At 43.3% G+C, this 13,658-nt stretch carries 11 protein-coding genes and 1 pseudogene; 7 read left to right on the forward strand and 5 right to left on the reverse strand.

Translation table 11 applies throughout. From position 1 onward, the window contains the following. Positions 1-65 precede the first annotated feature (65 nt). From RYO92_RS05470 to RYO92_RS05490, 5 genes and pseudogenes are all read left to right on the forward strand, one after another. Complete coding sequence (locus RYO92_RS05470; RefSeq protein ID WP_007158150.1) at positions 66-416, forward strand: nitrous oxide-stimulated promoter family protein; 351 nt, start codon at positions 66-68, stop codon at positions 414-416. Between the two features lie 61 nt (positions 417-477). Then, positions 478-2,331, forward strand: a complete 1,854-nt coding sequence (locus RYO92_RS05475; protein ID WP_304069370.1) for an ABC transporter ATP-binding protein/permease — start codon at positions 478-480, stop codon at positions 2,329-2,331. Further along, positions 2,324-4,045, forward strand: coding sequence for an amino acid ABC transporter ATP-binding/permease protein (locus tag RYO92_RS05480; RefSeq protein WP_007158152.1), 1,722 nt, complete (start codon positions 2,324-2,326; stop codon positions 4,043-4,045). The genes RYO92_RS05475 and RYO92_RS05480 overlap by 8 nt, the downstream gene beginning before the upstream one ends. Before the next feature lie 58 nt (positions 4,046-4,103). Further along, positions 4,104-4,244: pseudogene (locus RYO92_RS05485) on the forward strand (YbaK/EbsC family protein); the annotation flags it as partial. A 330-nt stretch (positions 4,245-4,574) separates the two neighbouring features. Beyond that, positions 4,575-5,009: a hypothetical protein gene (locus RYO92_RS05490; protein ID WP_040649605.1), complete on the forward strand. Its 435-nt coding sequence runs from the start codon at positions 4,575-4,577 to the stop codon at positions 5,007-5,009. A gap of 163 nt (positions 5,010-5,172) precedes the next feature. Here the strand turns inward: RYO92_RS05490 and RYO92_RS05495 are convergent, their stop codons facing one another. Together RYO92_RS05495 and RYO92_RS05500 are read right to left on the reverse strand one after the other, a co-directional pair. After that, a complete protein-coding gene (locus tag RYO92_RS05495; protein WP_183683652.1) occupies positions 5,173-6,039 on the reverse strand; it encodes a PD-(D/E)XK nuclease family transposase in 867 nt (288 codons plus the stop codon). A 228-nt stretch (positions 6,040-6,267) separates the two neighbouring features. Further along, a complete protein-coding gene (locus RYO92_RS05500; RefSeq protein WP_007158158.1) occupies positions 6,268-7,206 on the reverse strand; it encodes a YARHG domain-containing protein in 939 nt (312 codons plus the stop codon). Positions 7,207-7,454: 248 nt separating this feature from the next. Here RYO92_RS05500 and RYO92_RS05505 point away from each other — a divergent pair, with 248 nt between their 5' ends. Continuing rightward, positions 7,455-7,799, forward strand: a complete 345-nt coding sequence (locus RYO92_RS05505) for a type II toxin-antitoxin system RelB/DinJ family antitoxin (protein ID WP_050768777.1) — start codon at positions 7,455-7,457, stop codon at positions 7,797-7,799. A gap of 192 nt (positions 7,800-7,991) precedes the next feature. Here the strand turns inward: RYO92_RS05505 and RYO92_RS05510 are convergent, their stop codons facing one another. After that, entirely contained in the window at positions 7,992-9,401 is a 1,410-nt protein-coding gene (locus RYO92_RS05510; protein WP_315369731.1) for an MATE family efflux transporter, read from the reverse strand. Positions 9,402-9,590: 189 nt separating this feature from the next. Between RYO92_RS05510 and RYO92_RS05515 the strand changes: the two genes are divergently transcribed. Then, positions 9,591-10,910: an MATE family efflux transporter gene (locus tag RYO92_RS05515; RefSeq protein WP_315369732.1), complete on the forward strand. Its 1,320-nt coding sequence runs from the start codon at positions 9,591-9,593 to the stop codon at positions 10,908-10,910. Between the two features lie 1,391 nt (positions 10,911-12,301). Here the strand turns inward: RYO92_RS05515 and RYO92_RS05520 are convergent. After that, positions 12,302-13,180, reverse strand: coding sequence for an aldose 1-epimerase family protein (locus tag RYO92_RS05520; RefSeq protein WP_315369733.1), 879 nt, complete (start codon positions 13,178-13,180; stop codon positions 12,302-12,304). 214 nt (positions 13,181-13,394) lie between these two features. After that, positions 13,395-13,628 (reverse strand): FeoB-associated Cys-rich membrane protein, encoded by a 234-nt coding sequence (locus RYO92_RS05525; RefSeq protein WP_315364907.1) that lies wholly within the window; start codon positions 13,626-13,628, stop codon positions 13,395-13,397. Between the last annotated feature and the right edge of the window lie 30 nt (positions 13,629-13,658).

Genomic DNA, 13,658 nt, shown 5'->3' on the forward strand with positions numbered 1-13,658 from the left:
TCTTTTTATTCCTTTAGCAACTGACAAAATCTTTACTCTATTGGCAAAGAAAGGGAATGCGCTTTATGAATTCAGAGCAGATTGAAAAGAAGAGACAGGGTGAAATCCGTTTGATCTCGGAGATGATTTCTCTATACTGCAAGAAGAAGCACGGTGGATCCGGGGCACTTTGCGAAGAATGTAAGGCGCTTTCGGACTATGCCATATCGAGGATTGCCCGTTGTCCTTTTATGGAAAAAAAGAGTTTCTGCAGTTATTGCCCGGTACACTGCTATTCGCCGGAAATGCGGGAGAAGATTCGGACGGTCATGCGGATAAGCGGACCGAGTATGCTGCTCCATCATCCGCTCTTATCGATTTCTCATGCGGTAGAGGGAATGAAAAATAAGAAAGCGGGAAAAAAGCCGGATGCTTAGGGGATAAAACTGAAATGATGGAAAAGGAAAGTGTAAATAGATAAAAGAAAAGGGAGAATTAATGATTAAAATGCGTTTGATTCGGCTCTTAGAGGGAGCCGGAAAGTATATCGTACAGCAGATAGTATGGCAATGGATTTCACTCCTTGCACAGGTCGTGATTGTGTACAATATTGCTCATCTCTTAGAGAATGCTTGGCAGAAGAAATTAAGTACGGAGGGAATAGCCCTGACTATGGGGATTGTTCTGCTCGGACTGGGCTTTCGCTTTCTCTGCGACCGCCTGTATACAAAGGCGAGCTTTCATGCCAGTGCGGATGTGAAACGAATCCTTCGCAATAAGATTTATGGGAAAATGCTTGCCCTCGGACCGGCTTATCGAGAAAGCGTAAACAGCGCGGAAATCGTGCAAATGGCAGGAGAAGGCGTGGAACAGCTGGAAACCTATTTCGGAAGGTACTTAAGTCAGTTCTTCTACTCCCTTTTGGCTCCGATTACCCTCTTCTTTATCCTCTCGCGCATCAGCGTTCAAACGGCACTGCTCCTCCTACTTGCTGTGCCTCTTATTCCTATTGTCATTATGCTTGTTATGATTGTAGCCAAAAAATTACTCAGTAACTATTTTGCAATCTATTATGGACTTGGCGACAGCTTTTTGGAAAAGCTGCAGGGCATGACCACCTTAAAGATTTATCAGGCGGATCAGGCTGCAGCGGAGGACATGGACAGGGAAGCGGAGCTTTTCCGGAAAATCACGATGAAGGTGCTTTCCATGCAGTTAAACAGTACTTCGGTGATGGATATTATCGCTTACGGCGGGGCGGCGGTCGGGATCATCTCGGCACTTGGTCAATTTTCCAAAGGGGCAATTTCTCTTTCCGATGTTTTAATGATTACCCTCCTTGCGGCGGAATTCTTTCTCCCCATGCGACTGCTCGGAAGCTTCTTTCATATCGGCATGAACGGCATGAAGGCAAGTGACCGAATCTTTGCTTTCCTGGATCTTCCGGAAGCGGAAGACGGGAAAGCTGTACTGGAAGAAAAAGAAATACGGATTTCTATGGAGAAACTTTGCTTTTCCTATGAGGAGAGTCGGGAAATCCTTCGTGATGTCGAATTGGAAATTCCTGCCTATTCCTTTGTGTCCCTCGTGGGTCTTTCCGGATCCGGAAAATCCACTATAGCCGGGATTCTTATGGGGAAAAATAAGGGCTACAAAGGCTCCGTAAAGTTAAACGGCAGAGAGCTTACGGAATTTTCGTCTCGGTCTGTCCTCGATAAAATGACGATGATCGGGCATGACAGTTGGATCTTTAAGGGGACTGTGCGGGATAATCTTCTTCTTGGAAATCCCGGTGCAACAGAGGAGGAGATGAAGGAAGCCTTAAAAAAGGTAAACCTCCTCTCCTTTATAGAAGCACAGGGCGGACTTGCTATGCCGCTCCTTTCGAATGGTACCAATATTTCCGGAGGGCAGAAACAGAGACTTTCTCTTGCAAGAGCACTTCTCCACGATACTCCGGTCTATATTTTTGATGAAGCGACATCGAATATTGATGCGGAAAGTGAAGAAAGGATTATGGAGGTCATTCATGAGCTTGCAAAGAGCAGAACGATTCTCTTGATTTCCCATAGGCTGGCTAATGTTGTAGGGAGTGATTGTATTTTCATGTTGGAAAACGGTAGAGTGGCGGAAGCCGGAAAGCATGAGGAGCTCCTTAAAAAGGGAGGCAGCTACAGCCGTTTGTTTAAGGAACAAAAGGAGCTGGAAAGCTTTTCCGAAACACGTAAAGAAAGTTCTACAGAAAAACAAAAAGATACTGGTTTTGAAGAACAAGGGATTATGGAAGACTTGCAGGATAAAACAGGAGAAAGGGAAGATACAGTAGAGGAAGGAGGGGAAAAGCATGAATAAAAGAAGGTCGGATTTGGCCATTATGCGGAAACTTATCGTTCTTGTAAAGCCTCTTACGGGAGTAATGCTGACCGGTATTATCTTAGGTGTTTTGGGATTTTTATGTGCAATCTTCCTGACCATTCTCGGGGGATACGGAATCCTAAAGGGGATTTTGGAGCTTCCTGCTTTGCATGGGCTTTCCGGAGACGGTTTATTTATGCCGGGGGGCGTCATCTCTTTTGTTACAGGCTCATGGCAGAAGCTCTTTACCGTGATTTTCCTCTTTGCCGTAGCACGTGGAAGCTTGCACTACGGCGAACAGTATTGTAACCACTACATTGCCTTTCGAATCTTAGCGATTATCCGTCACAAGGTATTTGCCATATTAAGAAAACTCTGCCCGGCAAAGTTGGAGGGAAAGGAAAAGGGGAATCTCATCTCCGTCATTACTTCGGACATCGAACTCTTAGAGGTCTTTTTTGCGCATACCGTTTCCCCGATTGCAATTGCCTTTTTAACTTCGCTGATTATGCTGATTTTTATCGGAAAGCAACATATCCTGGCTGGGGGAATTGCTTTTTTTGCCTATCTTACTGTCGGCGTGCTACTTCCCATTTGGAACGGAAAGCGCAGCGCAGAAGCCGGAATGGCGCTTAGAAGCGAGATGGGTGAGCTAAATAACTTTGTTTTGGATAGTCTCTACGGTCTGGATGAAATCCAGCAATACCATGTGGGAGAAAAACAAGCTATGGAAATGGACGAAAGGTCGAAAAGACTCTCTGCTTTCCAGAGAAACTTAAGCTCCTTTGAGGGCTCACAGCGTGCGGTGACGAATCTTGCGATTCAGCTTTTTTCCTGGGGAATGCTCTTTACCATGCTTTTCCTTTATCAGAGAAATGCAGTCAGCTTTTCTGAAATGCTTCTTTCCACCCTTGCCATGATGAGTTCCTTTGGACCGGTTGTAGCACTTTCTTCTCTTTCCAATACCCTAAACCAGACCTTGGCCTCCGGAGAGAGGGTGCTTTCCCTTTTAGAGGAGGAGCCGGCGGTAGAAGAGGTATCAAACGGAGAAAATATTGAATTTAACGGTGCAAACGTCGAAAAACTTACATTTTCTTATCAGTATGAAATCATTCTGAAGCAGGTTTCGATTGACATTCCGAAGGGAAAGGTTCTCGGGATTCACGGTGTCAGCGGCTCCGGAAAATCCACTCTTTTAAAGCTGCTTATGCGTTTCTGGGATACGAAAAAGGGAGAGATTTTATTTTCCGGAAAAAATGTGAAGGAAATCAATACGGACTGCCTTCGCAAAATGACGAGCTATGTGACACAGGATACCATTCTCTTCCATGATAGCATCGGGAAAAATATTGCGGTCGCAAAGCTCTCCGCTACGCAGGAAGAGATTGAAAATGCGGCGAAGAAAGCAAGCATTCATGACTTTATCATGAGCCTCCCCAAAGGATATGAAACAAAGGTGGGCGAGCTTGGAGATTCTCTTTCTGATGGAGAAAAGCAACGAATAGGTCTTGCAAGAGCCTTCCTTCACGATGCGGAGCTTCTGCTTCTCGATGAGCCTAGCAGTAATCTCGATGTCTTAAACGAGGGAATTATTTTGCAGTCCTTAGAGAAAGAAAAAGAAGGAAAGACTGTAGTGCTGGTTTCTCACAGACAATCCACCATGTCCCTTGCTGACCGGATTTATGAGATGGAAAAGGGACGAGTTTCCTAGTTAGGAGAATAGTATGGGAAAAGAAACAAAAACCAATGCGTGCAGAATTCTCGACAAGGCGAAGATTTCCGGAAACAAAAAGGTAGAAATGCTTCCCATGAAGGATTTACTGAGTATCACTGGTTATATCCGAGGATGCTGCAGCCTCGTCGGAATGAAAAAGCAGTTTCCGACCTTTGTGCAGGAAGAAGCAACGGTGCTGTAAGAAAGGCTGATGCCAAGAGAGACGATTAAGAATGACTATAGAGATATATTTATTCCTCCATTTTCTTAAAATTCCGGGCTTTTCCGGGTGAAACAAAACAATATTGCTGCCATGGATAAAGCCTTTTTTTCACAAGGGGCCCCGCGCGAAGCGTGAGGTATTCCAAGTACATTCTAAGTTTTACAATACGGGAAGTCGGTCTGTATTGCAACGAAAAAATGCACTATATGTACCTACAGCTCTTGGCAAAAGATTGTGTATTCTTGGGATAAAGACTATACTACAAAAAATGACAAAACGCTTTGAACGACAATGAGGATCAATATGAAAATCAGTAGTGACTATACATCAAATAGAGCATGGTTAAGAGATGTGGTTGGCAATCAGCCGATGATTTTACGCTCTGTCTCCGCCTTGGAATATTTGCAGCTCTTTGTGGGCTACTTTTCAGAAAACAAGGTGGAGGTTTATGCCTTGGAGGAAAGTCCGGAAGAAAATATCCGATGCCATATCATAGAAGATTTGGAAGCTATAGAGTATATACGTTTTGAAAATGTTCTTTGTTCCAGTCCAAGCCAGGCTGTAAATGATATGCTTTCCGATTTTGAGCATAGCGATGAAACTGCTCTTGTAGAAGCTTTGAGCAAATATTACTATTCCCACGAAGAAAGCTTTAGCGGATTGAATATCAAAAAAGAAAACCAAAAGCGATTTGAAGAACTAAAGGACTGGGCTATAAACTATTTTGAGGTAGGTTGAATGAAATGACTAAGCAAGAAGAGATTTATTCCTAGCTTTTACGATTCCTCGAACCATTTTACAACGATAATCCAAAGTCCAACTCCGTTTGGGACAATGATAAAAAGGAATGGTCTGGCAATATCTAATTACACTTAAAGCATGCACAATAATAGAACTGCCTCTACATTAAGTTCAGTTCACGGAAGAGTTTTTTTCTGTAGCGTTTATCCTTTGAAGCTTTTTTGATATCTTCCAGTCTGCCACTTTCCGCTAAAATACCCATTAATTGTGCTAATTTCTCACTGCCTTCTTCTCTGCCTTCTTCTAGGGCAGCTTGGCGATAACGTTCTAAAAGAATATTCATATTTTTGTCTCCCTTCTGCATAAAGTCTGTGGATTTAAGTTCTGCTACTCTTTTGGACAGTATTGTCGAATGCATTTGCTTGGGATTGTTGGCATGAAAATCTTCTGCCAGTCTTCCCAAGCTATTATTTTCTATTTTCGAGGTATTAAAGTATATAATATAAGAGTCATCATCAAAGGGCTGGCCATTTTCTTTAATGATTCTTTCAATATGATAAGATTGTAGTCCTCGTTTGAAAATATCTTTAGCTGTAATAAATATAACATATGTTTTAGGTAATTGCTTGAAATTTTGTCCTTTCTTTAGAGAATGAATGTCTATTAGACTGGCGTGAAATCTAGCTCGTTTCGGGATTGCTTCTTGAGAATCATTTTGGATTTCAATGTTATATAGATTGTGCTCTTTGTCCTCGCAGTAACAATCCAAGACAAGAGAATGTCCATGAATATTGGGAGTGTCTTTCTGAATACATTGATCTTTCAAACGTAAAGAATCATTTTCCATAATAACTTGTAAAATAAATTCGGTGCATTGCTTATCCTGCAATACGATTTTGATAAAGATATCATCCATAAGAGTTAGGGATGATATAATAGCTTGTTTTACTTCTAGCTGAGAGCTTGATTTTTGTAATGTGTGTTGCTCTTTTGAATTTTTAGAATTTTTTGCTGGAAATTGAGGCATGAGATTCTCCTTTTAGAAATAGGAATAAGAATAGACATAGTAAGAAGGGAAAGAATCGACAGAATTATGTAGTGCTATAATTGTAATGTGGCAATTGTAAATATACTAGTCTCCATATTCGGATAATATCCGTTAATGGATAAGGTGTGCAATAAAATATCTCCTCGCATCCAAGGTAATGGACGAGAGGAGATATTGGAATTTCTTTTCCACTGCTTTTTCATTCTATTATCCTACTTTTCCCAGCAGGCTGTCTCTATATCCGGTAAGGATCTTTATATTCTCTCGCTCGTAAGAATTCAAAACCTGACTTTCAATCTTATCATATTCCGACTTACTGTACTGCGGTCTATACCAGGATTTAGAAGAAAAATATGCATTAAGGTCTTGAGTGTCGTATTGTCTTCCATGGCGAGCATAAATTTCATTAATCGCTAAACGGAGGGTTGCCGCATCCAAGCTCTCATACTCTCCCCGAGCAATCAGTCTCTCGTTGGCGTATGGGAAAATAAATTCAGAAGCATTGGTAGCCGTTCCGGCATTGGATTGACCTGTACTGTTCACCAAGCCGGCATAACTATAATCTCCCCCCATATCTACATCGGTAAATTCCGTACCATTGGTTAAAGTCACTATAGGATAATCAATGGTTTCAAGACTATTCCATGTCACATCCGCATCCCCGTTCCAGCTATTGTCTTTTAGGTTTCGCATCTTGCCGGATACCTTTAAACCGTTTTGCTCTGTTTTGGAAAAGGAAAGCCCCTCTAATAAAAACTTTGCTTCTCCATAAAGACGAAACTCAATCTGTTCTTTTCCGTCCTTAATATAAGGGATAAGCATATACTCATTAGCAGTACTCTTCCACATTGCATCTCCGGGATAGGATGCAAATATATTGGATTTGTTTACCGCTCCGCTATCATAACTAAGCTCCTCTGAACCGGCGGATGTACTTTCTTCTGTAGCTACAGTAGATTCATCAGCTTTCTCTTCCGCCTTTACCGATGTACTTTCTTCCGCCTTAGTTCCTTCACTTCCCTTTGCCTGACTATTCCCTTTACAGGAAACCAGACTAAGGCTTAGAAGCAATCCCAAAAAGACGATTGCCAAGCTTTTCTGCAGAACCGCTCCGGTTCCTTTTGTCTTCATCATTGTTCTTTTCATACGCTCTTTCTCCCATGATTCATTATGTTAAATTTTATGAATATACCTTATTGCATTATAAGGTTTGGAGTAGTGAATAGCAAGTATGATGGCCTTATCCCGAAGTTATGAAATAAGGATTAGATAATTTATAGAAACATAATCAATCATCACTTTACTCGCAATAATCAATCATCTATTTGCTTGCAAATGCTTGCAAAGTAGCTCCACTAAAACTATACTATGGGATAATAAAGGAGGCGAATTATATGGCAAATACAAAAGCAGTTTATGCAAGAATTGACACGAAATTAAAAGAAAATGCTGAAGGCATACTACAACAACTGGGAATTTCTCCTTCCAGCGCCATTCAAATGCTATATAGTCAGATAGTACGGACAAATGGATTTCCTTTGGATTTACACTTGTCTTACCAAGTTCCAACAGCTATAGGAAATATGAGTCAAACTGAATTAAATACCGCATTACAAGAAGGATATGAATCTACTCTGACAGGGAAGAGTTATTCTGTGGAAGAAGTTCAACAGCTAATGAAAGAAGAGTTTCAAGTGGGAACCATGGACAAGTCGAAATACTCACAGGGTTCATGTTGATAATTTTGTCATATTCTATATGGTTCATTCTAATATCAATGAGCTTACCATTCTCCGAATCTTATATGGGAAGTAGAATATTGAGCAAGTCCTAATGTCTCGAATAATATTTTATTCTTAACTCTTTATTCCGGTTTCATCTAATAAATATTACATCTTTAGTTCTTTATTTCCGCTTCCATCCCATGAACGCTATACTTTAATTTCCTTCTTCTCCCTTTCCTTCAATTCCTTTAAAATTCCTCCGGTAATCAGGGCTGCAATAAGCGCCGCAAAGATATCACTGAGGGGCTGAGACATTTGCAGGCCGAAAAGCCCGAAGGCACGGGGGAAAATCAGTAAAATCGGAATCAGGCAAATGCCCTGCCGTAGCAGTGCCACGATACTGGCCCGAAGGGGATAGCCGGTGGTCTGGGAAAACATATTGGCCATGGTAATCTGAGCAGCCAGGGGCATGGTCAGGCATTGCAGCTGCAACGCCATTGTGCCGATTCGAATAACCTCCACATCTTCTTTTCGGAAGGCAGTGACGATGGGCTTTGCCATAAGGAAGACTCCTGCTCCGGCAAAAATCAGCATAATAAAGCAGACCTTCAAACTGAAACGGTAGGCCTCCGCCACACGCTTGTAGTGCTTGGCTCCATAGGCATAGCCGCAAACCGGTTGAAAGCCCTGTCCGAAGCCGATAACCAAGGAAAAGATAAACATGCTGACACGCATTACAATGGCCATAGCTGCGATAGCCGCATCTCCGTAAGGATGGGCGGAAAAGTTCAGTAAAATGGTGGAAACACCGGCAATTCCCTGTCTGGCAAGGCTGGGACAGCCGAAGCGCAGAATAATGCTGTAACGTTTTAAGCCGGGCTTAAAATTTCGAAGCGCTACGGAAATGCAGGCCGGCATCTTGTTGCATTGGTACAATAAAATACCGAAGGATATCATTTGACTGATTACGGTAGCCACCGCAGCGACGCCAATCCCCATTTTCCCAACGTAAATAAAGAGAGGGTCTAAAAACATATTGAGGACACCGCCGGTACTGATGCCGATCATGGAATAAAAGGAATTTCCCTGAAAGCGGAGCATATTGTTCATGCCCAGTGAAGCCATCATAAAGGGGCTTCCGAAAAGAATGATTCTGGCGTACTGCGTAGCGTAAGGGGCAATGGTTTTGGTGGATCCCAGAGCGTAAACCAGAGGTTCTACGAAAATGCCGGCAATGATTGCAATCATAGTTCCGATAATCAATTCCGTAAAAAATCCTACTGCCACATAACGTTCCGCTTCTTCCTGCTTTTTCGCTCCCAACAAACGGGAAATTTCGTTTCCGCAACCCATGCCGATCATGAAGGCGATTGCCTGAATGATTGCCGCCATGGAGAATACCACTCCCACTGCGGCAGAGGCGGAGGTTCCCAAGCGGGAAACGAAGAAGGTGTCCGCCATATTATACACCGCCACCACAATCATGGACACCATGGAGGGAAAGGCCAACTTGGGAATCAAACGATTCACCGGTTCCTCCAGCATTTGCCGAAACTTCTCCTCCTCGCTTATGGCCATGTCTTCCTCTCCCTTCTCTGGCAATTTTTCTACTTCCATGCTACAATGACAGCCATTATACTACCGTGAAATTTTTTTCGCAAAAAAATCTTGAGTTTTGAGAGTTATCAGCGTTTATCGGTGGTTTTATTGATTTGACGTTTATCGGTGGTTTTATTGATTTTGCGTTCATCAGTGGTTTTGCAATTTTAGTATTGTGAGTATGTTAAGAGTCAGGGGAGTTCAGAAATGAAGAAGTTTTTTCGTTATGTCAGTCAAAGTATAGTCGGGATGATTGGACTTTCCGTTTATATTTTAGCGGATACCTATTTTATTTCTTCCTATGCAGGAACCGATGGACTTGCGGTTTTAAATTTGATTCTTCCGCTGTACGGCCTTCTCAATGCCCTGGGCAATATGATTGCGGTGGGTTGTGCCACCAGATACAGCATCCGACAGGCTGCGGGAAAGGATGTAAGCTCCTTCTTTTTACAAGCTATTTTTTGGAACTTCATTTTCGCCCTGCCCTTCACCTTCTTCGGGCTCTTTTTTCCGAAGCAGGTTTTGGCAATTTTAGGGGCAAATGCGGAATTGCAGAATCTGGGAATGAGCTACGTTCGAATCATTTTAGGCTCTGCCTTCCTCTTTATGGCAAACAGCAGTATGACTGCCTTCACCAGAAATGACAAGAACCCCTCCATGGCCATGGTCGGCTCTTTGATGGGTTCCCTCTTTAATATCGTATTTGACTATATTTTCATGTTCCCCATGGATTTGGGCATGACCGGTGCTGCTCTGGCTACTGCCCTATCTCCGGTGGTTACCAGCTTGGTTTGCACTCTGCATTTTCGGAGTCCGAAAAATACCATTGCCTTTCGTTGGCAAAGTCCGCGCTTCAAGCATCTCTGTGCCTGCTGCAAGCTGGGATTTTCTGCCTTTGTCGGCGACCTGACCAGTGCCGTGACCATCAGTACCTTTAACGGCCTGATTTTAGGTCTTAGCGGAAATATCGGTGTTGCCGCCTACGGTGTCATTGCCAATGTTTCCTCTGTCTGCACCTGTGTATTCAATGGTTTGGCTCAGGGAAGCCAGCCCTTAATCAGCAACAGCTACGGAAAACGTGATATTCATAAGCTGCAGTCCTACCTGCATTACGGCATTGTAAGTGCTTTGGTACTGGCGGTTTTGATTGTGGCAAGCATCATTTTCCAAAGCGACTTTTGTATCGCTCTTTTTAACCGGGAAAATGATTCTATCCTCTACCAGTATGCCAAGGAAGGAATTCCCTTGTATTTCATCGGTTTCCTTGCGGCCGGGCTGAATATCCTGATGGTAAGCTATTTCTCCGCTACCAACAATCCCCGCCCCGCCTTTATCTGTTCTTTACTGAGAGGCACCATCGCCATCGTATTTTTTGCCTTCTTACTTTCTTCCCTTCTGAAAATGCCGGGGGTTTGGCTTTCCTTCCCCGCATCTGAAGCCTTCACCTTCCTGGTGGTGCTGTATTTTTACCGGAAGGAGCGGAAAGAGATGAAGCTGCATTTGGAGGCGCAGCAGGAGGGTAAATAAAGCCGGAAGAAAGACCGAAATCATTGAAGGAATACGCTCCGACGCAGTATAGGTATGAAATCGAGCACGCTCCCGCTAACTTCGCCCTGCAGCGGTACTAAGCGAAAAACTACAGTTCCTTTGTTTTTCGCAAGTACCGGCGGGCTCAGATTGCTCTCTTTCATACCTATACTGCTTCTGTCGCTTCAGCTTATTGATTTCTACAGTTCTTCCCTTCGATGGCTTTCTGCAAATATCAGTGAGCTCAGATTACCCCTTTTACAGATCTATACTACATCTGTCGCTTCACTAGATTGATTTCTACAGTACTTCCCGCCGCTGATTTGCAAGTAACGTGAGATAAAATTGCCCCTTTTTCAGGCCTATACTACATCTGCCGCTTCACTAGATTGATTTGTATAGTTCTTTCCTTCGCAGGCTTGCAAGTATCAGTGAGCTCAGATTGCTCTCTTTCATAACTATACTGCTTCTGTCGCTTCAGCTTATTGATTCTTGGGTATAACCGATGAAATGCTTTTATCTGTAGTCATTTAGCTTAATATTTCAGACAAAGAAAGTGACTCCGCAGAGTGCATATAGCACACCAAAAGACCGCTTTTATTCTTCCTTCTTCCGGCATTGTGATTTGTGCTTTTTTAGCGAACAAGCAGTCTAAGAAACCGTTCAATTCCTTTGCATTATTATCAGCATATTTTTTCCACCCTCAAAGTTGTATTTAAAAAAATCGAACCGCCCTACAGCCTTGCTTTACAAGGGTGCAGAGCGGTTTTAATCAATACCTTTCATGCTATAAGTCACTTTTATTCTATAAGCTGACAATACAAGTCTCATGGTAGTGCGATTGCAGTATAAGTGGGTAGGAGGACAATCTAAGCTAATCAGGGCTTGCAGATAGCATACCAAGCGAAGCACTGTAGAATTTAAAAAGTCAAAGCGAAAGATACAGTATAGGTATGGAAGAGGGCAACCTGAGCTTGTCGCTACTTGCAAACCTGTGAAGCGAAGGAATATGAGAATTAATTGAGTGAAGCGACAGATGCAGTATAGGCATGAAAGAAGGCAATCCGAGCTTGTCGGTACTTGCAAACCTACGAAGGGAAGGACTATGGAAATTAATTGAGTGAAGCGACTGATGCATAATAGGTCTGTAAGAGAGGCAATCTGAGCCCGCCGGTACTTACTGAAAGCGAGCAAAGCGAAGCTTGAAGTTAGTACCGTTGCGAAGGCGAAGTTAGCGAGAGCGTGCCACGATTACAGACCTATTATGCATTGGAGCGTATTTCTTCAATAGTTACCGTCCATCCCTTCGTAGGGGCGAGGTTAGCGGGAGCATGCTCGATTTCATACCTATACTGCATCGGAGCTTACTTCTATACTGCATCAGAGCATCCCTATTTATCTTCCAGAATGATACTGTAGCAAAAGCTCTTTGCTTCATCCGGTCCCAGGGTAATGCGATCTTTCATGGAGCATAGCTCCTCCATTACGCCTTCTCTTCCGGGGAGGCTTGTCCATGGCTCTACGCAAAGGAAGGGAGTCTTCTCTCCATAGGGCTGCCAGAGAGCAATATAGGGATAGTCCTCATAAAGGAAACGAAGGGAGACCGGCTCGTCATCACTTCCCAGCACCAGTTCTCCTCCACTGTTCGCCAGCACCACCGCATCATTTCGGAACAGAACGGTTTCCAAGGGGAGGCGTCCGTTTACCAAGGCGAAATTCTCCCGTTCCTCCAAGGTAAGTAAGTCTTTTGAAAAGCGAACCTTCTCCATCATCGCTTCCTGCTTAGGGAAGTGAATGGCGTAATCACTTATTGCCTGCTTCTTGGAAAAAGGGAGGTAGAAACCGGGATGTCCTCCCAGTGCAAAATACATTACCTCAATTCCCAGATTCTCCACTCTGGAGCAAACATCCAGACGATTGTCCTTTACCCGGTAGCTTTGCTGTAAACGAAAGGAAAAGGGGTAAATCTTTCTGGATTCCGCACTATCCCGAAATTCCAAGGTGCAGGAATCCTCTTCCTGATCTACGATACGAGCCTGCATGGAGCGTAAAAAGCCATGCACGTCCATGGGGTATTTCTCTCCATTGTAATAATAGGCCTTCTGAAAAAGACGTCCGATAAAGGGAAACAGAAGCGGGGAACGCTCTTTCCAATACTTTGCATCTCCCTGCCATAAGCACTCTCTGTTTCGTTTTTTGTCAAACACGGACTGTAATTCCGCTTCTCGGTTAATCTCCACCTGCAACAGGGCGGACTCAATCTTTATCATGCCTTTTTCCCTCCTTTAAACGGAACAGCTCCCTCTGTTCCTGCACCGACTTTTCCCGATGCCTCTGTCATTACTTCTGTCATTACTTCTGTCGTTACTTCTGTCAATGTTCCTGCCTACAATCTTGCCTTGCAAAATCTTTTTGCAATCCTGCATGCCCGATCAATCAGGATGCAGGAGAGTTTGCAAGATGCATACTCTATTTATGCTTTATTTAAGCCTTCTTCCGGTTTCTGGTATGCCGGTCAATAATAGCCTGTTGCTCCTTGGTCAAATGAAATTCTTGTCCCTTATGATCCAACTCTTCATGGCCTACATGGTCACACTTTCCGGATTTTGCATAACTGCAATATGCACAAGCGCCATTTTCCCGGTGCTCCTTCCGTAAAGCTCGAATGATAGCAACTACAATTAACGCCACAATGGCCAGTACGATAACGTTTCCCATTTTTCTTCCTTTCTCTAATAAATAATAAAC

The sequence above is a fragment of the Oribacterium sinus genome, assembly GCF_963553175.1.
Classification (GTDB): Bacteria; Bacillota; Clostridia; order Lachnospirales; family Lachnospiraceae; genus Oribacterium; species Oribacterium sinus_B.